Annotated in this window: 24 protein-coding genes; 9 read left to right on the top strand and 15 right to left on the bottom strand. The window is 71.0% G+C overall.

Translation table 11 applies throughout. The annotated features are described in order from the left end of the window. Window positions 1-94: 94 nt before the first annotated feature. Window positions 95-1,516, top strand: a complete 1,422-nt coding sequence (argG, locus tag KVY00_RS03385; protein WP_223044339.1) for an argininosuccinate synthase — start codon at window positions 95-97, stop codon at window positions 1,514-1,516. A 174-nt stretch (window positions 1,517-1,690) separates the two neighbouring features. On the opposite strand, the gene KVY00_RS03380 is transcribed toward argG, so the two are convergent. After that, on the bottom strand, window positions 1,691-1,939 hold the full coding sequence (locus KVY00_RS03380; protein WP_017884807.1) for a WhiB family transcriptional regulator: 249 nt from the start codon (window positions 1,937-1,939) through the stop codon (window positions 1,691-1,693). Window positions 1,940-2,133: 194 nt separating this feature from the next. Between KVY00_RS03380 and KVY00_RS03375 the strand changes: the two genes are divergently transcribed. Then, window positions 2,134-2,541: a hypothetical protein gene (locus KVY00_RS03375; RefSeq protein ID WP_223044338.1), complete on the top strand. Its 408-nt coding sequence runs from the start codon at window positions 2,134-2,136 to the stop codon at window positions 2,539-2,541. A gap of 74 nt (window positions 2,542-2,615) precedes the next feature. Here KVY00_RS03375 and KVY00_RS03370 read toward each other — a convergent pair whose 3' ends face one another. Genes KVY00_RS03370 through aroA form a run of 3 tightly spaced genes read right to left on the bottom strand, consistent with a single transcriptional unit; the run spans window position 2,616 to window position 5,699 of the window. Next, complete coding sequence (locus tag KVY00_RS03370) at window positions 2,616-3,095, bottom strand: peroxiredoxin (RefSeq protein ID WP_223044337.1); 480 nt, start codon at window positions 3,093-3,095, stop codon at window positions 2,616-2,618. Window positions 3,096-3,141: 46 nt separating this feature from the next. Then, a complete protein-coding gene (rsgA, locus tag KVY00_RS03365; RefSeq protein WP_223044336.1) occupies window positions 3,142-4,206 on the bottom strand; it encodes a ribosome small subunit-dependent GTPase A in 1,065 nt (354 codons plus the stop codon). Next, a complete protein-coding gene (gene aroA, locus KVY00_RS03360; protein ID WP_223044335.1) occupies window positions 4,203-5,699 on the bottom strand; it encodes a 3-phosphoshikimate 1-carboxyvinyltransferase in 1,497 nt (498 codons plus the stop codon). Before aroA ends, rsgA begins: the two co-directional genes overlap by 4 nt. Before the next feature lie 53 nt (window positions 5,700-5,752). Here aroA and KVY00_RS03355 point away from each other — a divergent pair, with 53 nt between their 5' ends. Beyond that, the gene (locus KVY00_RS03355; protein ID WP_223044334.1) at window positions 5,753-6,406 is read left to right on the top strand and encodes a sigma-70 family RNA polymerase sigma factor; all 654 of its coding nucleotides are present in this window, start codon (window positions 5,753-5,755) and stop codon (window positions 6,404-6,406) included. Then, window positions 6,406-6,651, top strand: a complete 246-nt coding sequence (locus KVY00_RS03350) for an anti-sigma factor family protein (protein ID WP_223044333.1) — start codon at window positions 6,406-6,408, stop codon at window positions 6,649-6,651. Before KVY00_RS03355 ends, KVY00_RS03350 begins: the two co-directional genes overlap by 1 nt. 3 nt (window positions 6,652-6,654) lie before the next feature. On the opposite strand, the gene KVY00_RS03345 is transcribed toward KVY00_RS03350, so the two are convergent. From KVY00_RS03345 to KVY00_RS03320, 6 genes are all read right to left on the bottom strand, one after another. Beyond that, on the bottom strand, window positions 6,655-7,371 hold the full coding sequence (locus KVY00_RS03345; protein WP_223044332.1) for a tyrosine-protein phosphatase: 717 nt from the start codon (window positions 7,369-7,371) through the stop codon (window positions 6,655-6,657). Between the two features lie 9 nt (window positions 7,372-7,380). Further along, window positions 7,381-8,304: an alpha/beta fold hydrolase gene (locus KVY00_RS03340; protein WP_223044331.1), complete on the bottom strand. Its 924-nt coding sequence runs from the start codon at window positions 8,302-8,304 to the stop codon at window positions 7,381-7,383. Window positions 8,305-8,334: 30 nt separating this feature from the next. Continuing rightward, complete coding sequence (locus tag KVY00_RS03335) at window positions 8,335-8,649, bottom strand: hypothetical protein (RefSeq protein ID WP_223044330.1); 315 nt, start codon at window positions 8,647-8,649, stop codon at window positions 8,335-8,337. A 164-nt stretch (window positions 8,650-8,813) separates the two neighbouring features. Then, a complete protein-coding gene (locus tag KVY00_RS03330) occupies window positions 8,814-9,239 on the bottom strand; it encodes a Fe-S oxidoreductase (RefSeq protein WP_255572738.1) in 426 nt (141 codons plus the stop codon). Continuing rightward, window positions 9,236-10,123 carry an arginase family protein gene (locus tag KVY00_RS03325; RefSeq protein ID WP_223044329.1) on the bottom strand — a complete coding sequence of 296 codons (888 nt, stop codon included), beginning with the start codon at window positions 10,121-10,123 and terminating at the stop codon, window positions 9,236-9,238. Before KVY00_RS03325 ends, KVY00_RS03330 begins: the two co-directional genes overlap by 4 nt. 53 nt (window positions 10,124-10,176) lie before the next feature. Then, entirely contained in the window at window positions 10,177-11,013 is an 837-nt protein-coding gene (locus KVY00_RS03320) for a DUF3097 family protein (protein ID WP_223044328.1), read from the bottom strand. Window positions 11,014-11,224: 211 nt separating this feature from the next. Between KVY00_RS03320 and KVY00_RS03315 the strand changes: the two genes are divergently transcribed. The 3 genes from KVY00_RS03315 to KVY00_RS03305 all read left to right on the top strand — a co-directional run bounded on the left by KVY00_RS03315 (window position 11,225) and on the right by KVY00_RS03305 (window position 14,742). Continuing rightward, window positions 11,225-12,592: an MFS transporter gene (locus KVY00_RS03315; RefSeq protein ID WP_255572737.1), complete on the top strand. Its 1,368-nt coding sequence runs from the start codon at window positions 11,225-11,227 to the stop codon at window positions 12,590-12,592. Between the two features lie 89 nt (window positions 12,593-12,681). Next, window positions 12,682-13,755 carry an enoyl-CoA hydratase/isomerase family protein gene (locus KVY00_RS03310; RefSeq protein WP_223044327.1) on the top strand — a complete coding sequence of 358 codons (1,074 nt, stop codon included), beginning with the start codon at window positions 12,682-12,684 and terminating at the stop codon, window positions 13,753-13,755. Window positions 13,756-13,821: 66 nt separating this feature from the next. Next, a complete protein-coding gene (locus KVY00_RS03305; protein ID WP_223044326.1) occupies window positions 13,822-14,742 on the top strand; it encodes a DNA-methyltransferase in 921 nt (306 codons plus the stop codon). A gap of 103 nt (window positions 14,743-14,845) precedes the next feature. On the opposite strand, the gene pdxT is transcribed toward KVY00_RS03305, so the two are convergent. Both pdxT and pdxS read right to left on the bottom strand, forming a co-directional pair. Further along, the gene (gene pdxT, locus KVY00_RS03300; RefSeq protein WP_255572735.1) at window positions 14,846-15,535 is read right to left on the bottom strand and encodes a pyridoxal 5'-phosphate synthase glutaminase subunit PdxT; all 690 of its coding nucleotides are present in this window, start codon (window positions 15,533-15,535) and stop codon (window positions 14,846-14,848) included. After that, entirely contained in the window at window positions 15,532-16,452 is a 921-nt protein-coding gene (gene pdxS, locus KVY00_RS03295; protein WP_223044325.1) for a pyridoxal 5'-phosphate synthase lyase subunit PdxS, read from the bottom strand. The genes pdxT and pdxS overlap by 4 nt, the downstream gene beginning before the upstream one ends. 145 nt (window positions 16,453-16,597) lie before the next feature. Here pdxS and pdxR point away from each other — a divergent pair, with 145 nt between their 5' ends. Continuing rightward, on the top strand, window positions 16,598-18,157 hold the full coding sequence (pdxR, locus tag KVY00_RS03290) for a MocR-like pyridoxine biosynthesis transcription factor PdxR (RefSeq protein ID WP_255572734.1): 1,560 nt from the start codon (window positions 16,598-16,600) through the stop codon (window positions 18,155-18,157). Between the two features lie 109 nt (window positions 18,158-18,266). Here pdxR and KVY00_RS03285 read toward each other — a convergent pair whose 3' ends face one another. Further along, window positions 18,267-18,665, bottom strand: a complete 399-nt coding sequence (locus KVY00_RS03285; protein ID WP_223044323.1) for a DUF488 domain-containing protein — start codon at window positions 18,663-18,665, stop codon at window positions 18,267-18,269. 65 nt (window positions 18,666-18,730) lie between these two features. Between KVY00_RS03285 and KVY00_RS03280 the strand changes: the two genes are divergently transcribed. Next, complete coding sequence (locus KVY00_RS03280; RefSeq protein ID WP_305069214.1) at window positions 18,731-19,411, top strand: metal-dependent transcriptional regulator; 681 nt, start codon at window positions 18,731-18,733, stop codon at window positions 19,409-19,411. Here the strand turns inward: KVY00_RS03280 and KVY00_RS03275 are convergent. Together KVY00_RS03275 and KVY00_RS03270 are read right to left on the bottom strand one after the other, a co-directional pair. Continuing rightward, on the bottom strand, window positions 19,398-19,817 hold the full coding sequence (locus KVY00_RS03275) for a DMT family transporter (RefSeq protein ID WP_223044321.1): 420 nt from the start codon (window positions 19,815-19,817) through the stop codon (window positions 19,398-19,400). The two genes, KVY00_RS03280 and KVY00_RS03275, sit on opposite strands and share 14 nt — an antisense overlap. 1 nt (window position 19,818) lies before the next feature. Further along, complete coding sequence (locus KVY00_RS03270) at window positions 19,819-20,139, bottom strand: DMT family transporter (protein WP_223044320.1); 321 nt, start codon at window positions 20,137-20,139, stop codon at window positions 19,819-19,821. Between the last annotated feature and the right edge of the window lie 93 nt (window positions 20,140-20,232).

Raw genomic sequence — 20,232 nt, 5'->3', positions numbered from 1 at the left:
TGCATCACCGGTGCGCTGATCCGTCAGCCCGATGGGACGCCTCGGGCCGCCGGGGCGCACTCCGGCGGCTCCGGCAGGCCATAGGATAGAAGCCATGTCTAAGGTGCTTTCTTCCCTGCCTGTCGGCGAACGCGTCGGCATTGCATTCTCCGGTGGCCTCGATACCTCTTGCGCGGTGGCGTGGATGCGCGACAAGGGCGCCGTGCCCTGCACCTACACCGCCGACATCGGCCAGTACGACGAGCCCGACCTCGAGGGGGTCACCGCGCGTGCGAAGGAGTACGGCGCCGAGATCGCCCGCTTCGTCGACGCGAAGCTCCCCCTCGTCGAACAGGGGTTCCTGGCTCTGCAGACCGGCGCGTTCAATGTGCGCTCGGGAGGCAAGACCTACTTCAACACGACTCCGCTCGGCCGCGCCGTCACCGGCACGCTGCTCGTGCGCGCCATGAAGGAGGACGGCGTCGACATCTGGGGCGACGGCTCCACTTACAAGGGCAATGACATCGAGCGGTTCTACCGCTACGGCCTCATGGCCAACCCCGCGCTGCGCATCTACAAGCCGTGGCTCGACAGCCAGTTCGTGGAGGAGCTGGGCGGCCGCCAGGAGATGAGCGAGTGGCTCGTCGCCCACGGCTACCCCTACCGCGATTCCGCCGAGAAGGCTTACTCGACCGACGCCAACATCTGGGGCGCCACGCACGAGGCCAAGAAGCTCGAGTTCCTCGACACGGGCCTCGACATCGTCGAGCCCATCATGGGCGTCGCCGCGTGGCGCGAAGACGTCGAGGTCGCCACCGAGGAGGTCTCGGTGCGCTTCGAGGCCGGTCGCCCGGTCGCGATCAACGGCGTCGAGTTCGATGATCCGGTAGCCCTGGTCTACGAGGCGAACGCGATCGGCGGCCGCCACGGCCTCGGCGTCTCGGATCAGATCGAGAACCGCATCATCGAGGCGAAGTCGCGCGGCATCTACGAGGCGCCGGGCATGGCGCTGCTGCACATCACCTACGAGCGCCTCGTCAACGCGATCCACAACGAGGACACGGTCGCCAGCTACCACAACGAGGGTCGCAGGCTCGGTCGCCTCATGTATGAGGGTCGCTGGTTCGATCCGCAGGCGCTCATGCTCAGCGAATCGCTGCAGCGCTGGGTCGGATCCGCGATCACGGGAGAGGTGACCCTGCGCCTGCGCCGCGGCGACGACTACACGATCCTCAACACCACCGGCCCGAGCCTGAGCTACCACCCCGAGAAGCTCTCGATGGAGCGCACGGTCGGTGCTGCCTTCGGACCCGAGGACCGCATCGGTCAGCTCACCATGCGCAACCTCGACATCGCCGACTCGCGCCAGCGGCTCGAGCAGTACGCCGCGCTCGGCCTCGTGGGCAGCTCGACCGCGGACGTGGTCGGAGAGCTCGAGCAGGGCGGCGCCGCGCAGATCGCGAACGCGGTCGGCGGCATCGACGAGGAGGGCGACGCGCTCGGCCTCTCGGCGGCCTTCGACGCCGGCACCGACTGAGAACGGGGCCGCTCGCACCCTCGAGCTGCCTCGAAAGGTTGGGAACGCATGCGGATCGCCGATCCGGCATGCGTTCTCAGCCTCTCGCGCGGGTGCGGTCGCGCGGAGATACGACGAACCCCCGTTCCCTTCGACGAGTTCAGGGAACGGGGGTTCGTCGTAGCGGCGGTGCGCTCAGGAAGCGCGGCGGGCGCGGGCGGCGCGGCGCTTGAGCGCGCGGCGCTCGTCCTCGCTGAGGCCGCCCCACACGCCCGAATCCTGACCGGTGTCCATCGCGTACTGCAGGCACATCTCGGTCACCGTGCAGCGAGCGCAGACCGACTTCGCTCGCTCGATCTGCTCGACCGCCGGGCCGGTGTTACCGACCGGGAAGAAGAGCTCGGGGTCTACGGTGAGGCAAGCAGCCTTCTCGCGCCAATCCATGTGTGTCCTCCATCTGTAAACGCACGCGCGCAAAATACACTGGAGACAAGTGCCAGAGATCCCGCGCCGTAACTACCTGAAACGTGGCTGAGAATGCTCACGTCGGTGTGCGCGAAACTCGACGGAATATATAGTTTCACGGATGTAGAAGCAAATCAATAGTTCGTTTGCAATTGAATGGAAAGAGATCCGAAATGCCCTCGTCACCCGCTGATCACCCACGCTCCCGAGCCGCATGGAAAGCCCTCGGCGCGCTGCTCGCAGTGGAGGGGGCGCTGCTGCTGTGGGTGGTGGGGGTGACTGTGGTCGGAACCGTGACGGGAGACGGCAACCCGCTGCAGAATCTCAGCCTCATCGTGATGGCGGCGCTGTCGCTGGTGTGGGTCGTGGTCACCTTCGCGGGGGCGGTGAGAACGCGGGCGAGCTGGGTGCGAGGATCATCGCTCACCATACACGTGCTGCTCTTCGCGGCGGGGACGGGGTGCCTGCAGATCGGAATCGGACCGTGGTGGCTCGGCTTCGCCCTCGTGGCGCTCGCGCTCGCGGGGTTCGCCGCCGCGATCCTCGCCCGCCCCGCGGTCGCGCCCGCCGCTGAGCAGTAGCGCTGGTCTTACCGATCGCGATCGCCGCGAGGTCCGCGCATGAGCACGGGGTGACGGCGTCGAAACGCCCCGGCTCAGCCCTCGAGGCCGAGCAGCTTGCGCACTCGGGCGACGTGCCCGGTGGCCTTCACGTTGTAGAGGGCGTGGGCGATCCGCCCCTCCTCATCGATCACGAAGGTCGAGCGGATCACACCCTCGATGATGCGGCCGTAGCTGTTCTTCGTGCCGTACGCTCCGTATGCGCGGTGCACCTCGGCCTCCGGGTCGCTGAGGAACGGGTATTCGAGGCCGTCGCGATCGGCGAACCGGCGCAGGCGCTCCACTGAGTCACGGGACATCCCCAGCACGCGATAGCCGGCCGCCGCGAGCGAAGCCGAGGACTCCTGGAACTCGCAGGACTCCTTCGTGCACGCAGGAGTCATCGCCTCGGGGATGAAGAACAGCACGACCTTCTCGCCGCGGAAGTCGGAGAGCGAGCGGGTCACGCCGTCTTGATCGGGGAGCGAGAAATCGGGGGCGGGCTGTTCGGGCTCGAGGATCACGCGTTCCGTCATGTCTTCAGCCTAGCGGGTCGCGCTGACACTGACCCGCGATCGGCTGCTACTTCAGCAGGCGGCGCAGCGACTCGACGCGTGCTGCGCCCGAGGCGTCGAGCCGCCCGTCGGCCACGGCCGCGTCGAGTTCGCAATCCGGCGCGTCCTCGAGGTGCGTGCACCCGCGCGGGCAGCCGTCGATGATCTCCGCGAGGTCGGTGAAGCCGCGCAGGATCCCCTCGGGCGTCACGTGGCCGAGGCCGAACGAGCGCACCCCCGGGGTGTCGATCACCCAGCCGGTGTCGCCGCCCGCGCAGCCGGGCGTCTCCGCGCGATAGGCGACCGACGACGACGACGTGTGCCGTCCGCGACCGGTCACCTCGTTGACGTGACCGGTCGCACGGCCGGCCTCGGGCACGATCTCGTTGATGAGGGTGGACTTGCCGACGCCCGAGTGCCCCACGAACACCGTGGTGCGGCCCGCGAGGGCCTCGCGGATCTCGGCGAGCGGCCACGCGTCGGGCGCCGATCGGAAGACCGGCACCTCGAGCGCCGAGAAATAGGCGAGGAAGGGCTCGGGATCGGCGAGATCCGTCTTCGTGATGCACAGCAGCGGGCGGATCCCGGCGTCGTACGCCGCCACCAGATAACGATCGACGAGCCGCACCCGCGGCTCGGGATTGGCGGCGGCGACCACGATCAGCATCTGGTCGGCGTTCGCCACCATGACGCGCTCGACGGTGTCGCTGTCGTCGGCGCTGCGGCGCAGCAGCGTGCGGCGATCCTCGATGCCGACGATGCGAGCGAGCGAGCCCTCCGCGCCGCTCGTGTCGCCGACGAGCTGCACGCGGTCGCCGATGACGATCGGGGTGCGTCGCAGCTCGCGGGCTCGGGCCGCAACCACGGTTCGCTCCTGGGAGTCGGCAGGATCGGCGCCGCGTTCGACCAGGGTCGTGTAGCGGCCCCGATCCACCGCGGTCACCATGCCGACGACCGCATCGGAGTGCTCGGGTCGGCGCTTGGTGCGGGGCCGGTTCGCCTTGGGGTTGGGACGCTGGCGCACCGCGTGGTCGGCGTACTCGGCGTACGGGCCGTCGAGCGCGTCGTCCTCGTCGGGCGGGAGCCAGCTCATGCGCCGTCGGCCCCGCGAGCGAGATCCGGGAAGAGCCCCCCGAGCCCCAGCGGGCCGTTCGACGGCAGCTCCGCACCCGCGGTGCCCGTCGGCCCTTCACCGGTGCCCGCGAGGCCGAGCATGCGATGCCACAGCTCGGAGAACTGGGGCAGGGTCTTCGAGGTCGACGCGATGTCCTCGACTTCGACGCCCGCCACGACGAGCCCGATGAGCGCGCCGGTCGTCGCCATGCGGTGATCGGCGTAGCTGTGCCAGACGCCGCCGTGCAGAGGGGCCGGGTCGATCGCGATGCCGTCCTCGAGTTCGCGGGCGCGGCCGCCGAGAGCGTTGATCTCGTTCACCAGCGCCGCGATGCGGTCGGTCTCGTGGTGTCGGATGTGGCCGATGCCGGTGACCTCGCTCGCCTCGCCGTCGGAGCCGTCCGTGCCGTGGGCTGCGAGAGCGGCGAGGCCGACGAGCGTGGGGGCGAGCTCGCCCGCCTCGGGCACGTGCAACCGTGCGCCCCTCAGGCGGCCGTCGCCCGAGACGGTGAGGGCGCCGTCCTCGGCGAGCTCGGCTCGGGCCCCGAACTCGGGCAGCAGCGCGCGCAACTGGTCGCCGACCTGCGTCGTGGCCGCGGGCCAGCCGGGCACGGTCACGCGGCCGCCGACCGCGACGGCGGCCGCGAGGAAGGGCGCCGCGTTCGAGAGGTCCGGCTCGATGGGGGCGTCGAGGGCTCGGATCGGACCGGGCTCGACGATCCACTCGCCGGGGGCGGGGGACGAGACCTCGACGCCGCGTGAGCGCAGCGTATCGATGGTCATCTCGATGTGCGGCAGGCTCGGCAGCCGCTCGCCCGTGTGCACCACGTGCACGCCCTGATCGAAGCGCGCGCCCGAGAGCAGCAGCGCCGATACGAACTGGCTCGAGAGCGAGGCGTCGATCTCGACGCGGCCGCCTCGCAGCGAGCCGGTGCCGTGCACGGTGAAGGGGAGCGCGCCGCGCCCCTCATCGGCGATATCGGCGCCGAGCGCGCGCAGCGCGTCGAGCACCGGGCGCATGGGGCGCTTGCGGGCGTAGAGGTCGCCGTCGAAGGCGACCGGGCCGAGCGCGAGCGCAGCCACCGGCGGGACGAACCGCATCACGGTGCCGGCGAGGCCGCAGGCGATGCTGGTGGACCCGGTCAGCTCCTCGGCGGGGGTGATCCGGAGATCGGGACCGAACGGACTGCTCGTGGGGATCTCCTCGATCCGTGTGCCGAGCGCCCGCAGGGCATCGATCATGAGCGCCGAGTCCCGGGAGTGCAGGGGCGCCCGCAGCGTGCCGGGTCCCTCCGCGAGGGCGGCGAGGATCAGCTCACGACCCGTCAGCGACTTCGAACCGGGGAGCGCGACCCGAGCCTCGACCGGACCCTCCGCGAGCGGAGCGGGCCAGAGCTCGGCCGACTCCCCGTGCACTTCGCCCGCGCGCACCTCGTCGCCGTCTTTGCCCCGGTTCATCTTCGCTTCAAGCATCGTCCCCGAGTCTACCGGGGGTCGGGCGTGCCGGGGGGCGTAGGATCGTAGTCGTGAGTGACACCACTGCGCATGACGACCAGGCGGTACTGGAGCAGCGCTTCACGCGTGACGCGCTGCCGCTGCTCGACCAGCTGTACGGCGCGGCGATGAAGATGACGCGCAATCCTCAGGATGCTCAGGATCTGGTGCAGGAGACCTACCTGAAGGCCTTCTCGGCGTTCGCCTCGTTCCAGGAGGGCACCAATCTCAAGGCGTGGCTGTACCGCATCATGACGAACAGCTATATCAACACCTACCGCAAGAGACAGCGCGAACCGTATCTGGGCGCCGTCGACGAGCTGGAGGACTGGCAGCTGGGCGGGGCCGAGTCGACCACCGCGATGTCTGCGCGGTCGGCCGAGGCCGAGGCGATCGACCGCACCCCTGATGCCGTGGTGAGCGAGGCATTGAACGCGCTGCCCGAGGATTTCCGCATGGCCGTGTACCTCGCCGACGTGGAGGGCTTCAGCTATCAAGAGATCGCCGACATCGCGGAGGTGCCGATCGGCACCGTCATGAGCCGGTTGCACCGGGGGCGTTCGCGCCTGCGCAAGACCCTCGGGGAATACGCGCGCGAGCAGGGCGTTGGACTGAATGCGGGAAGCGCGGCGACGAAGCGCGCGGGCCGCACGAAGTCGAAGAAAACGGAAGAGGGAGCGACGTGATGAGCGATTGCGGCTGTGAGAAGGCGAAGGCCAACCTCTACGAGCTGCTGCGCGGCGAACTCTGCGCCGAGGAGTCGGCGCCGATCCGACAGCACCTCGAGGACTGCCCCGACTGCCAGGACGAGCAGAGCGTCTGCATCCGTCTCACCGAGGTGGTGCGCCGCGCCTGCGAGGAAGAGCGCGAGAACTGCGCACCGGCCGACCTCCGCGACGCGATCCTGCGCGGCCTTCGCGTCGGCGGCTGAGTTCTACTCCACGACCTGCGCGTGGAGTCGTTCCACGGTGGCGTCGTCGACGCCGTTCGCGCGCAGATAGTCGCGCACCGACCCGAAGCGGTTCTCGACGGCGGTGAGTGCACGGTCGATCGCCTCGATCGGGGTCGCGACGAGCAGCTGCTCGAGCGACGGGGTGACCTCGATGCCGAGGTGCCGGATCAGCTCGAGGTTCTTCGCGCGCCACTCGCCGGTGAGATTCTGCTCGGAGGCCGCGTAGTCGTGCATGACGTCGTCCCGATCCACGCCGAGGGCGAGCAGCGTGAGCGCGGCGACGGCGCCCGTGCGGTCTTTGCCCGCCGTGCAGTGGAAGACGGTGGCGCCCGGCTCGGCGAGCATCGTCACGGCCGAGGCGAGCGTATCGCCGTGCTCGAGATAGAGCATCTCGGTGAGCGCGAAGATGTCGAGCTGCGCCGAGATGTGCTCGCTCACGTCGGGGAAGATCGGGTGCGGCACCACGGTCGCGCTGTCCGGCACCAGGTCGGGCAGCGGCCCGCGCTCGGCATCGTCGCGCAGGTCGATCACGCGCGCCACGGAGAGTTCCGCGAGCTGCTGTCGGCCGCGGTCGCTGAGTGCCGCGAGAGCGTCGGATCTGAAGAGCACCCCGGGCTTCGTGCGGCCGCCGTCGGCGCGGAAGCCGCCGAGGTCGCGGAAATTGTAGGTTCCTTCGATGGGCAGCAGTGCGGAGATCACGATGCCATCCTAGAGGCCGCGTTCAACGATGCCGCGCACCGTGGACGCGAGCAGGACAGGTTCGGCCTCGTGCAGGTTGTGCGGGCCGGGGAGCGCGATGATCTCGGCCGCAGGCAGGCGATCCCGCCACTCGTCGACGAGTTCTTCGTTCAGGATCCCGCGCTCCGCGCGCACGAGGGTGATCGGCAGGTCGAGCGACCGCAGGGCGCCCCAGATGGGCGCGTAGGGGCGGGGATCGTCGGATCCCGATCCGGGCAGCGCGTCGAGATGGGCCAGGTGGTGCGTCCACTCGAGTCGGCCGTCGGGGCGTCGGCGGGTGTTGAGAGCGACGCCGCGGCTGAGAGCGGTGCGATCGGAGCCGATGCCAAATTGGACGGCTCGGTCGACGATCTCTTCGACCGAGCCGTAGTCGCGCTGACCCGTGATGAACTCGGCGACCGACCCCGCGTTGCCGCCCGGTGCGATGCCGGGGGTGATGTCGACCACGACGAGGTGCCGAACCAGTTCGGGGCGTGCCGCGGCCACGAGGGCGGCGGTGAGGCCCCCGAGCGAGTGTCCCAGGAGGGTCACGGGCGTCGGCGCGAACTGCTCGATGGCCGCCGAGACGTCGCTCGCGAGACGGTCGGGGCGATAGTCGGCGTCGGCTCGCCAGTCGCTGCGCCCGTGCCCCGGCAGGTCGAGCGCGAGGGCGGGCAGGCCGAGGGAGAGCAGCGTGGGATCGAAGCTGTGCGCGTTGAGACCTGCGCCGTGCAGCAGCACGAGGGCGGGATCGGCGGGGGCGTCGAAGCGCAGACCGCTGATGCGCCGGCCCTCGCCGACCTCCGCCGCCACGCGCTCCACCCGCGGCAACGGGCCCGTGCGGCCGACGCGTGCGGCGTCTCCGCTGAGGAACCGGAACTCGTCGTCGGTTGGGGATGCGGCTGCGCTGCTCATCCCGCCAGTGTACGAGATCTCAGCGTCCGCTCACTCCGGGAAGACCCGGCGCGCGATGGCCTGGACATCGCCGTCGAGGTCGCTGATCTGCAGGCGCAGTTCTGAGATCCGCGCGGAGGTCTCGGCTCGCAGCTCTGAGATCTGTGCGGAAGTCTCGGCTCGTAACTCCGAGATCTGGGCCGAGGTCTCTGCCCGCGAGGTGGCGAACTCGGCCCGCATCTCCGCTCTGAACGAGACGAACTGCGAGGTGATCGCCCGCCACATCACCTGGGTCGTGAATGTGACCATGCCGATGAGGGCGGCGGCGAACACTCCGATGAGCGTCCACACCTGGGGTTCTGTCATCTCGATCACACCTCCATTCTGCTCGATGTGACACTGATGATGCCAGCCTGAGCGGAGGAGCAGCGCTCAGATCCGCAAGATGTGGATATCTCGCCCGGATTGCTCGCAATCGCTCGAGTGTGAGCGAAGTACACGGCACCCATTCGGCTCGAGGGGTACGCCGGTCAGCGAGGCGACGAGGGCTTCTTGACGTAGCCGCCGTCTTCGAGCCCGGCCTCGATCTCGAAGCGGTTGCGCAGCGGGTCGCGGCCCGCGAGCAGGTAGAGCAGCGGCATCGCCAGACCGTACCGCCGCCACTGCTCCCGGTGCACCCGCTCATGACGCAGCACCGCGCGGCCGGCGTTGCGGTCGGTGAGATAGCAGGAACCGACGCAGCTGCCGCCCCGGCCGAACGTCCACTTCGGCATGCCGCGGAAGACCCAGAGCCCCTGGCGCCGCTCGATCCGCCCCGTGCTCCAGATGCACCCCCACACGAACCCCACCGCGGTCGCGTAGAGGTAACCGAGGCGCGCGAGGGGCCAGGGGCGCGGATCATCCGGGGCGACGGGCGGTTCGGGAGTGAGCCGAGCGTCCCGCGGATCGCGGCTCACCGGCGCGCCCCGGAGGTGAGGGCCGCGAGCACGCGCAGCACGGTGGGCAGATCCTCCGCGGCGGCCGTCGCGCTCGACGGCGCGAACTCGCAGACGGCCGCGCCCGCGAGGGGCAGCGTCGTCACGGCAGCCCGGATCGCGGCGGTCAGCTGCGCCACGGTGATCCCGAACGGCACGGCGTCGTGCACGGCCGAGAACTCGGCGGGGTCGAGCACATCGAGATCGACGTGCACGTACACGGCCGCCGCGTCCGAAGCTGCGAGGCGATCCGACACGGCGGTGGCGAGCGCGTCGGGATCCGGGTGCTGCTCGGGATCCGTCACTCCGGCGATCGACACCGGGTCGAGCACGTGCACTCCTCGGCGCTCGATCTCCACATCCTCCTCGGGGTCGATCGCCCGCGCGCCGACGAGGGTCAGCAGGCCCGCGTCGATGGGCGTCGCGGAGGCGAGGTCGGGAGACCCCTCGCCGAGAGCATGACGCAGGGTCATGCCCGATGCGGCACCGGACGGCGAGGTGCTCGGGTGCTGCAGATCCGGGTGCGCGTCGAACCACAGCACGGCCAGGCGATCCGCGCCGTGCGCCCGCACCGCGGCCTCGAGCCCCGGCAGCGAAGACGCGCAGTCGCCGCCCAGAATCACGGCAGGCGCATCTCCTGCCTCGGAGATCGCCCGAAGCGCGGCATCGCGCGCCTGCAACAGGCTGCTCAGCCGGGCCACGGGAGTGCCCATGGCATCACCGGCCTCGAGCGGCACCGGCACCTCTCGGGTAGCGCTCGCGGGCAGGTCCTCGCGCAATACCTCGGCGCCCTCGGCGATCTGCATGGCCCGCGACGAGGCAGAACCCTGCCACTCCGGCATCATCAGGAACACGGGCTTCGGCATGGCGTCTCCTCGAAGCGACTAGCGACCTCCTCAGGATACTCCGATAGATCCGCTCAGCCCACGGTGACGAAGTCGATCAGGTGCTCGACCCGGCCGACCAGCTCGGGCTCGAGATCCCGGAAGTCGCGCACGCGCCCGCGGATGCGCGACCATGCGTCGGCGATGTCGGCGGGCTCCTCCGAGGGCCAGCCGAGCGCCCGGCAGATGCCGCGCTTCCACTCGATGGACCGCGGGATCTCCGGCCACGCCTCGAGCCCCATCCTCGCCGGCTTCACCGCCTGCCAGATGTCGACGAACGGGTGGCCGACGATGAGCACGTGCGCGCCGTGCGGCCCCTTCGCGATCGACTCCGCGATCCGCGTCTCCTTGCTGCCTCGCACCAGGTGATCGAGCAGCACGCCGGCGCGCCGCTCCCGGCCCGGCCCGAACTCCGCCAGCACCTGTTCGAGGTTGTCCGCGCCCTGCAGCAGCTCGACCACGACACCCTCGACCCGCAGGTCGTCGCCCCACACCTGCTCGACGAGCTCGGCGTCGTGCTTGCCCTCGACGAAGATGCGGCTCGGCATCGCGACTCGCGCCCGCTGCTGCGGCGCGGCGAACGATCCGGAGGCCGTGCGCTGACGCCCGGCGGGCTTGCGCTTGGGCGGCACGAGGCGCACGGGCTCGCCGTCGATGAGGAAGCCGTCGCTCAGCGGGAAGGCGCGCACCTTGCCGCCGAAATCCTCGAGCTGCACGAGCCCCTCTCGGGCACCGACCACGGCGCCGCACCATTCCGTCTCGCTGTGCTCCACCACGAGCCCGCGCGCGAGCGGAACCTCCCGCCGCTGCACGGGGCCGCGGCGGGGCTTCATGCGGGCGAGGGGGTCGTCGTCGTAGCGCGGGTCGAACACGGAATCCGAGCCTACCCGCTCCGTGCCGCCCTCTCGCCTTCCGAACGCGGAGTGCCGAACTGCGGCTTCGACGCTGCAGGAACCAGCAATTCGGGACTCCGCGTTAGGAAAGGGAGGGGAGGGAGGCCGCAGGAGTTGAAGCCGCGTTAGGGGAGGGGGAAGGGGAGGCCGCAGGAGTTGAAGCGCCGAGCGGGGGAGATAGGCTGATGCGGTGAACGAAGCGCCCGCCGACCCCGACGAACAGCGGGGCGGGCGTCGCGGCCTGCGCGGTCTGCTCGTCGATACCACCCCGCTCACCGCGAGCCCCGCCTTCGCGAAGCTCTGGACGGGCACCTCGGTCGCGCAGATCGGCGCGCAGGTCACGGTCGTCGCGGTGAGCCTCCACATCTACGAGATCACGCACTCGACCCTCGCGGTGTCGTTCGTGGCGCTGTGGGCGCTCGGGCCGATGATCCTGGCCGGTTTCGTGGGCGGCGCGCTCGCGGACGCATTCGACCGGCGCACGGTCGCCCTCGTCACCGCGATCGTAGCCTGGTGCAGCACCGGCACACTCGCGCTCATCGCCTTCCTCGGTGTCGAGACCACCTGGCCCTACTACGCGCTCGCCGCGGTGAACGCCGCCTCGGCGACGATCAAGGGTGCGGCGCAGGGGGCGATCCTGCCCCGCCTGCTCCCCACCCAGCTGCTGCCCGCAGCCGCGGCGCTCAGCGGCATCACGATGGGGCTCGCGGTGACGGTCGGCCCCGCGATCGCCGGCGTGCTGGTGGCGACCGTCGGTTTCGCCTGGACCTATCTGGTCGACGTCGTGCTGTTCACCGGCGCGTTCCTCGGGATCATGAGCCTGCCGCCCATCGCCCCGGACGGGGCCAAACGGGGGATCGGCTTCGGCTCGGTGGTGGACAGCATGCGGTTCCTGCGCCGCGCCCCGAACGTGCGCGCGACCTTCGTATGGGATCTGATCGCGATGATCCTGGGGCAGCCGCGCGTGGTGTTCCCCGCCGCCGGCGCGATCGTGCTCGGGGGAGGCCCGGTCACCGTCGGCATCCTCACCGCGTCGTTCGCTGTGGGCGCGCTGCTGAGCGGTCTCGTCTCGGGTCCGCTGGGAGGCGTGCGCAGGCAGGGGCGAGCGGTGACGCTCGCGGTGGCTGGGTACGGGATCTGCACGGCCCTGTTCGGGGCGGTGCTGCTCGCGGCGTCGCTCGGCGTCGACGAGCGTCTCGTGGCCGGGGTCGCGGGAGACGATGACGCGTTCATCCCCGCGAACATCGTCGCGATCGCCCTCGCAGGAATCGCGCTCGCGGGGGCCGGGGCGGCCGACAACGTGAGCGCGGTGTTCCGCACCACGATCCTGCAGGCGGCGGCCCCGGATGACGTGCGGGGACGCATGCAGGGCCTCTTCTACGTGGTCGTGGCGGGAGGTCCTCGCGTCGGCGACCTCGTGGCGGGCGGCCTGGCGACCCTGTTCGCGCTGTGGGCCTCGCCGATCGTCGGAGGCCTGCTCATCTGCGGCATCATGCTCGTGCTGCTGCGCACGGCGCGCGGCTTCCAGAGCTACGACGCGCGCCGGCCGACTCCGTAGCGCAGCAGCCCCTGGCCCGTGGCGTCGCTGCGGGGTGACGCCGTGGCGTCGCCGCGCCGTTCGGTGCCCGGGCCTGCTAGCGTGCTGGCATGAGCACCGACGCATCGACGCCCGCCCACGCCGAACCGCTCGTGATCGCACGCCGGGAGGGATCGATCACCCGCATCACGCTCAACCGGCCGCGCGCGATCAACGCGCTCACCCTCGAGATGTTCGAGTTGATCGGCCGAGCGCTCGAGGTCGCTCAGAGCGACGGGTCCTCCACGATCCTGCTCGACGGGGCGGGCGAGCGGGGCTTCTGCGGCGGCGGCGACATCAAGGAGATCTCGAGCGGCGACTCGCTGCTGATCCTCTCGACCGAGTACCGGCTCGATCTGGCGCTGGCGGAGTCTCGAGTGCCCGTGGTCGGCGTCATGGACGGCATCACGATGGGCGGCGGAATCGGTCTCGCCGGGCACGCGAAGCACCGCGTGGTCACGGAGCGCAGCAGGCTCGCGATGCCCGAGGTGCGCATCGGGATCGTTCCCGACGTCGGCGGTCATCTGCTGCTGGCGCACGCGCCCGGTCGCCTGGGCGAGATGCTCGCGGTGACCGCCGGCGAGATGGGCCCGGGCGACGCGATCGCGCTCGGGTTCGCGGACCACTTCGTGCCGTCGGAGCGGCTGGCCGCGCTGGGCGAGGCACTGGCGGGCGGCGAGGATCCGGCGACGGCGTGCGCACGACTCGCCGAGCCGGCGCCCGACTCGCCCGTGCTGGCCGCGGGCGAGTGGTGGGGGCCGATCGCGGAGGAGGTCTTCAGCACGCAGCATCCGCCGACCTTCGAGGACGCTGCGGGAACGGCGACGCGGTTGATCCGCGCGCTCGAGGCGGCGGGAGACGACGGGCGGATCGCGGCCGAGTGGGCGGCGGAGACGGTGCGCGGCATGTGCCCCGTGTCAGTGGCCGTGACCCTTGCGCAGATCGATCGCACGCGCCGTCTCGGTCTAGGTCTCGCCGAGGTGCTGGCCGACGATCTGCGCGTGCTCGGCAGGATCGCGGTGCGCCCGGACTTCGCGGAGGGCGTGCGCGCGCAGGTGATCGACAAGGATCGCAACCCGAGGTGGTCGCCGTCCCGCATCGAGGAGCTCGACCCCGCCGAGCTCGAGGCGATCCTCGCCCCCTGAGCCCGCCGCTCGCCGCCGCTCGCGCCGGAGCACGGCTCCTCGGCATTCCCGCGATATCCTGGGCCGATGCACTGGACTCCCGACGGCCCCGACCTCGTGGCCGCGGGCGACAACCTGCCGATCCTCCGCGCGCTGCCGGGCAGCGCATTCGCGGTCGTGTACCTCGACCCGCCCTTCAATACGGGCCGCACTCGGCAGGCGGAGCGAGTACGGGGCACGCGGATCCGCGACGACGGCTCGGCGGGCGCCGGTGCCGGCCCCGGCGCCGGCCTCGAAGCTGTTCCCGCCGCTGGCCCCGCGCAGCAGGAGCGCCTCGGCTTCCGCGGCGACGGCTACCGGGTGACGCGCGAGCGCACCCTCGCCTACGACGACCGCTTCGGCGACTACTGGGACTTCCTCGAGCCGCGGCTCGAGGAAGCCTGGCGGGTGCTCTCGCCCGACGGCCTGCTGTACCTGCACCTCGACTACCGCGAGGTGCACTACGCGAAGGTGCTGCTCGACGCGCTCTTCGGGCCCGAGTGCTTCATCAACGAGATCATCTGGGCCTACGACTACGGCGCGCGCACCAAGCGGCGCTGGCCGGCCAAGCACGACAACATCCTCGTCTACGCGAAGCACCCCGACTGGTACTACTTCGACGCCGACGCGGTCGACCGCGAGCCCTACATGGCACCGGGGCTCGTGACCGCGGAGAAGGCCGCCCGCGGCAAGCTGCCCACGGATGTCTGGTGGCACACGATCGTGTCGCCGACCGGCAAGGAGCGCACCGGGTATCCGACGCAGAAGCCGCTCGGCGTGCTGCGGCGCATCATCCAGGCCTCTTCCCGTCCGGGCGACTGGGTGCTCGACCCCTTCGCGGGCAGCGGCACGACGGGCGAGGCGGCTGCCGGGCTGGGGCGCCGCTTCATGCTGATCGACGACAATCCCGAGGCGGTCGAGGTGATGCGGGCCCGGCTGGCCTCCGCGGCTCCCGTATTCGTCCCCTGAACTCGGGGCTGCTGGCGCCGAGAGTGACGGTTGCAGCGAGACCGACTATTACAGAGCCCCTAGAACAGTCGGTCTCGCTGCAACCGTCGCTCTCGCTGTGCAGCTACACCAGCGCGAGCAGTGCGCGGTGGAGGGACGGATCATTGCTGAGCTCCGGGTGGAACGACACGCCGGTGACGCGGCCGAGCTTTCGCAGGGCCGCGGGATCGGGATCCGGTTCCAAGGGTTCGACTGCGTCAGGCACCACCGCGCCGGGCTCTACCGATGTCGCGCCGAGCAGCCTGCCGTCGCGACGGGCGATCGCGCGGGCACCCGGGCCGAGTCCGACCACCTCGGGAGCTCGGATGAGCGCCCCGCGCACGGGGCCGGTGAAGCCCGCCGCCATGACGTCGAACTCTTGCTCCGCGGAGGCGAGTTGCGGCCCGATCGCGTTGCGTCGCACGGTGATGTCGAGGCCTCCGAGAGAGCGCTGCCCGGGGGCTGGATCCTCGACGCGCGCAGCGAGGAGGATGAGTCCCGCACAGGTGCCGAGCACGGGGATCGTGCCGTGCACCGCGTCGCGCAGCGGTTCGAAGAGTCCGAACCGGCGCGCGAGGCGATCGATCGCTCCCGACTCGCCTCCCGGCAGGATCAGGGCGTCGATCCGCGGTCCGTCGGGTCCCGCGAGATGCTCGGCTCTCCGCACCGCGACGGCGCGAGCCCCGAGCGCCTCGACGGTGCGAGTGTGCTCGGCGACGCCGCCCTGCAGCGCGAGCACGCCGACGGTCGGTCGGGAGCGGAGGGACCTGCTCACCAGCCGCGCTCGGCGAGGCGGTGCGGAGCGGGCAGATCGGCGACGTTGATGCCGACCATCGCCTCGCCGAGCCCGCGCGAGGCGTCGGCCACGGCGCGCGGATCGTCGTACTGCGCGGTGGCGGCGACGATCGCGGCCGCGCGCTTCGCCGGCTCGCCCGACTTGAAGATGCCCGAGCCGACGAACACGCCATCGGCGCCGAGCTGCATCATCATGGCCGCGTCGGCCGGGGTCGCGACACCGCCCGCGGTGAAGAGCACCACGGGCAGCGCGCCGGTCTCGGCGACCTCGCGCACGAGCTCGTAGGGCGCCTGCAGTTCCTTTGCGGCGACGTAGAGCTCGTTGGTGCCGAGCGCGCCGAGGCGGGCGATCTCGCCCCTGATAGTGCGGATGTGCCTGGTCGCCTCCGAGACATCGCCGGTGCCGGCCTCGCCCTTCGAGCGGATCATCGAGGCGCCTTCCGCGATGCGGCGCAGGGCCTCGCCCAGGTTGGTCGCGCCGCAGACGAAGGGCACGGTGAAGCCCTGCTTGTCGATGTGGTTGACGTAGTCGGCGGGGGAGAGCACCTCGCTCTCGTCGATGTAGTCGACCTCGAGCGCCTCGAGCACCTGGGCCTCGACGAAGTGGCCGATGCGCGCCTTCGCCATGACCGGGATCGAGACGGCGGCCTTGATGCCGTCGATGAGGTCGGGATCGCTCATACGGGCGACCCCGCCTTGTGCGCGGATATCGGCAGGCACGCGCTCGAGCGCCATGACGGCGACGGCGCCGGCGTCCTCGGCGATGCGGGCCTGCTCGGGAGTGACGACGTCCATGATGACGCCTCCTTTGAGCATCTCGGCGAGTCCGCGCTTGACGAGCGGGGATCCCGTGCGGGGTGCGGAGGCGGTGGGTTCGGATGCGGTATTGATCGACATGCGCTTCAGCCTGGCCGGGAGGTGTGGTTCTACACAAGATCCATTTTCAATGTTCTTCAGTGGACCACTTGGTCGTGTCTCTCGGCCGAGCCATCAGGGAGGCCCGGGTGCTCGGAGACCGGCAGATCGCTGGCAGACTGGAGACGTGACCGATCCCGCACGCCGCCGGGGCCCGGCCGAGCTCGTGGTGGAGCTCGATCGAGCCGCAGCGCTTCCGCTCCCCGCCCAGCTCGCCGCCGCGCTGCGCGAGTCCATCGACGCCGGGCGTCTACGGCCGGGCGAGGGCGTTCCCGCGAGCCGTGCGCTCGCGTCGCGCCTCGGCGTCGCCCGGGGCGTGATCGTCGCCGCCTACGAGCAGCTCATCGCCGAGGGGTACCTGCGCGCCGAGCATGGCCGCGGCACCCTCGTGAACCCCGATCTGGGAACGGCGGCGGTCCCGGCTTCCGGTCACGCGGACCGGGCTGGATCGGGCGCTGTCCGCGTTCCGGGCGCCGTGGGCGCGCCAGGATCCGCGGGTGCCGCGGGTCGCGTCGGGCTCACCGGTACGACCGGCACCCTCGCACCCATGCTCGACGGCGACGATCCCGCTCCGAGGCCGCCGCTCGCCCCCGGCACCCCGCTCACCGATGCCACCGAGCGCCCCGCCTGGCGCGCGGCTTGGCGGGCCGCCGTCGCCCGCGCTGATCGCCGACCGCCCGCTCTCGGGGACCCGGCACTCCGGCGCGAGATCGCCGAGCACCTCAGGCTCGTGCGCGGCACGGCGCGCCCGGCGGACGATGTGATCGTGACCGCCGGCGCGCGCGAGGGGCTCGGGCTGCTGCTCACCGCGCTCGGCACCACGCGCGGGCACGGACTCGTGGTGGGGGTCGAAGATCCCGGGTACCCCTCGCTGCGCGGGGTCGCGGCCCGGCACGGCGCCCGCATCGTGTCGCTGCCCGTCGACGCGGAGGGCCTGCGCACCGACGGCCTGCCGGAGGGCCTGCTCGACCTCGTCATCGTGACGCCGAGCCACCAGTACCCGGTCGGCGGTTCCCTGCCGCTGCCGCGCCGGCGCGAACTGCTCGACTGGGCCTCGCGCACGGGCGTGGTCGTGGTGGAGGACGACTACGACTCAGAGCTGCGGCACGTGGGCGGCCCGCTGCCCGCTCTCGCGGCGCTCGACGATCCCCGGGCGGGATCCGTCGTCACGCTCGGCACCTTCTCGAGCACGGTGACGCCGGCGCTCGCGGCGGGCTTCCTGCTCGCGCCCCGGAACCTGCGCTCACTGCTCGAACCGGTGCGGCACGACCTGGGGTCCCCGGTCTCGGCGGTCGTGCAGATCGCGCTCGCCGACTACCTCGCCACGGGCGAGCTGCGCCGCAACATCGCCCGCGTGCGCCGCCGTCATGCCGCTCGCCGCGATCTGATCTCGGAGCGCTTCGCGGGGTCGCGCGATGTGCGGGTGCGTCCCATGAGCGGAGGCCTGCACGCGGTGCTCGAGTTCGCGGGGGAGGGCGCGCGTCGGCGCGAGGCACGAGTGGTCGAGGCTGCGGCTCGTGAGACGACGGCCTTCCCGGTCGGCCTCGGCATCGCGGAGCTGGGGGCCTACTGGCAGCACCGGAGCCCCGATCGCGCGTCCGGTGTGGTGCTGGGCATGGGCGGACCGGACGACGACGAGTTCGCAGCGGCGATCGAGCGGCTGCGGAGGATCCTGCTCGCGGTGTGAGCCTCTGGCGGAGTCGCCGGTGTAGACCTCATGCACGGATGCAGACCTCTCGCACCGCGTTTCCGGTCTACTTCGGTGCGGCAGGTCTGCATTCGCTGGGTCGGGCCGGTCAGGTGCGGGGAGACCCCGACGCGCCGAGCCGCTCCAGCAGGGCGTCGCGCAGCACGACCGCGTGGTTCGTGTGCTCGTCCTTGGCGCCGTAGAGCAGGGTGAGCGGGTCGTGCTCGCGCGCGAACCGCGCCAGCCGATCGACCGCGTCGGAGGCCGGCGGTTCTGCGAGTTCGGCCCGGTAGTGAGCGGCGAACGCGGCGAAGCGCTCGGGATCGTGGCCTCGCGGATCCGCGTGCCAGTCGCGTCGCAGTTCCGCGCTGGGCGCCGCGCTCTTCTCCCAGAGGTCGAGCCGCGCCTCCTCCTTCGATACGCCGCGGGGCCACAGCCGATCCACCAGCACCCGGTAGCCGTCTCCGGGTTCGGCGGGTTCGTACACGCGTTTGATCCTGATATCCATGCCTCCAGTGTGCGCCCGCGCGTCGTGGAGTGCCAGGGATGCCCGGAGACCGGTACCCTGGCGGGGTGAGCGTCGACGATATCTCTCCCGGTATGCAGAACTACCTCAAGGTGATCTGGGGTCTGCAGGAGTGGTCGGACGCGCCGGTCTCGAACTCCGCCATCGCGGAGGCCGCGGGCGTGCGCCTCTCGACCGTGTCGGACGCGCTGCGCAAGCTCGCCGACCAGGAGCTCATCGGCCATGCCCGCTACGGCAGCGTCACCCTCACCGACCTCGGGCGGCAGCACGCGATCTCGATGATCCGCCGTCACCGCCTGCTCGAGACCTTCCTGGTGCAGATGCTCGGCTACGAGTGGGACGAGGTGCACGAGGAGGCCGACCGCCTCGAGCACGCGGTCTCCGACGGGCTGATCGACCGCGTCGACCGGGTGCTCGGATATCCGACCAGGGACCCGCACGGCGATCCGATCCCGAGCGCGGACGGACGCGTGCACCGCCCCGATGCCGTGATCCTCTCGGCAGCGCCCGCCCCCTGCCGCGCGCGTATCGAGCGCATCTCCGACGCCGACAACGAGATGCTGCAATACTTCGCGAGCCGCAGTCTCGTCGTCGACGCCGAACTCGAGGTGCTGCCGGGGGAGCCCTACTCCGAGACCGTCACGGTGCGTGTCGGCGGTGCGGACACGCCCATCAGCCTGGGCCCCGCCGCAGCCTCGTCGATGTGGGTGTCGGTCACCGCCGCATAGCGTCCATCGAGGAGTCGTTCGAGGGCTCGGGGCGCGGGTCCGGATCCTTCGCGAACTTCAGGCCGATCACGCAGCCGACGATGCCGGCGAGGAAGAGCACCTTGAGCGGGGACGGCTCATCGGTGCCCATCACGAACGAGACGCCGACGGTGAGTGCGGCGCCGAGCCCGGTCCAGATCGCGTAGGCGACGCTGATCGGGATCCCGCGCATCGCGTAACCGAGGCCGACCATGCTCAGCGGGCTGGCGATGAAGAAGACGATCGTGGGCATCAGTACTGAGAAGCCGCGCGACTCGTCGAGCGCGATGGCCCACACCGCCTCGAGGCCGGCGCTCGCGAGCAGCGCGAGCCAGTGCGCGCCCGTGGCCACCTTCGCGGGTTCGTTCGAGCTTCGTGATACCGCCATCTCAGCTCACCGCCTTCAGGCCGACCACGCAGCCGATGAGGCCGATGAGCAGCGCGACACGCAGCACGGTCGCACGGTCCTTGCGCGTGAGCATGGCCCACGCGGCGGTGAGCACGGCCCCGATCCCGACCCACACGGCGTAGGCGGTGCCGACCGGGATGGTCCGCATCGCGATCGACAGTCCCACCATGCTCGTGCCGAGGGCGACGATGAAGATCACGCTCGGCCAGAGCCGCTTGAATCCCTTCGAGGCGTCGAGGGCGGTCGCCCAGACGGCCTCGAGCATTCCGCTCAGAATGAGCAGTGCCCATGCGAGTGACATGACGCAGCTTCCTTCCGGCCGTCGTCAGTGTGCGGGTACAGCTCCCTCGTCCGCGCCCCGGGTCGCAGGGGCCTCATCTATTTTTGCACACCC

Origin of the sequence: Leucobacter tenebrionis, assembly GCF_019884725.1 — a bacterium.
Taxonomy (GTDB): Bacteria; Actinomycetota; Actinomycetes; order Actinomycetales; family Microbacteriaceae; genus Leucobacter; species Leucobacter tenebrionis.
The sequence above is the reverse complement of the archived record's forward strand: the minus strand, read 5'-3'. Positions and strand labels throughout refer to the sequence as shown.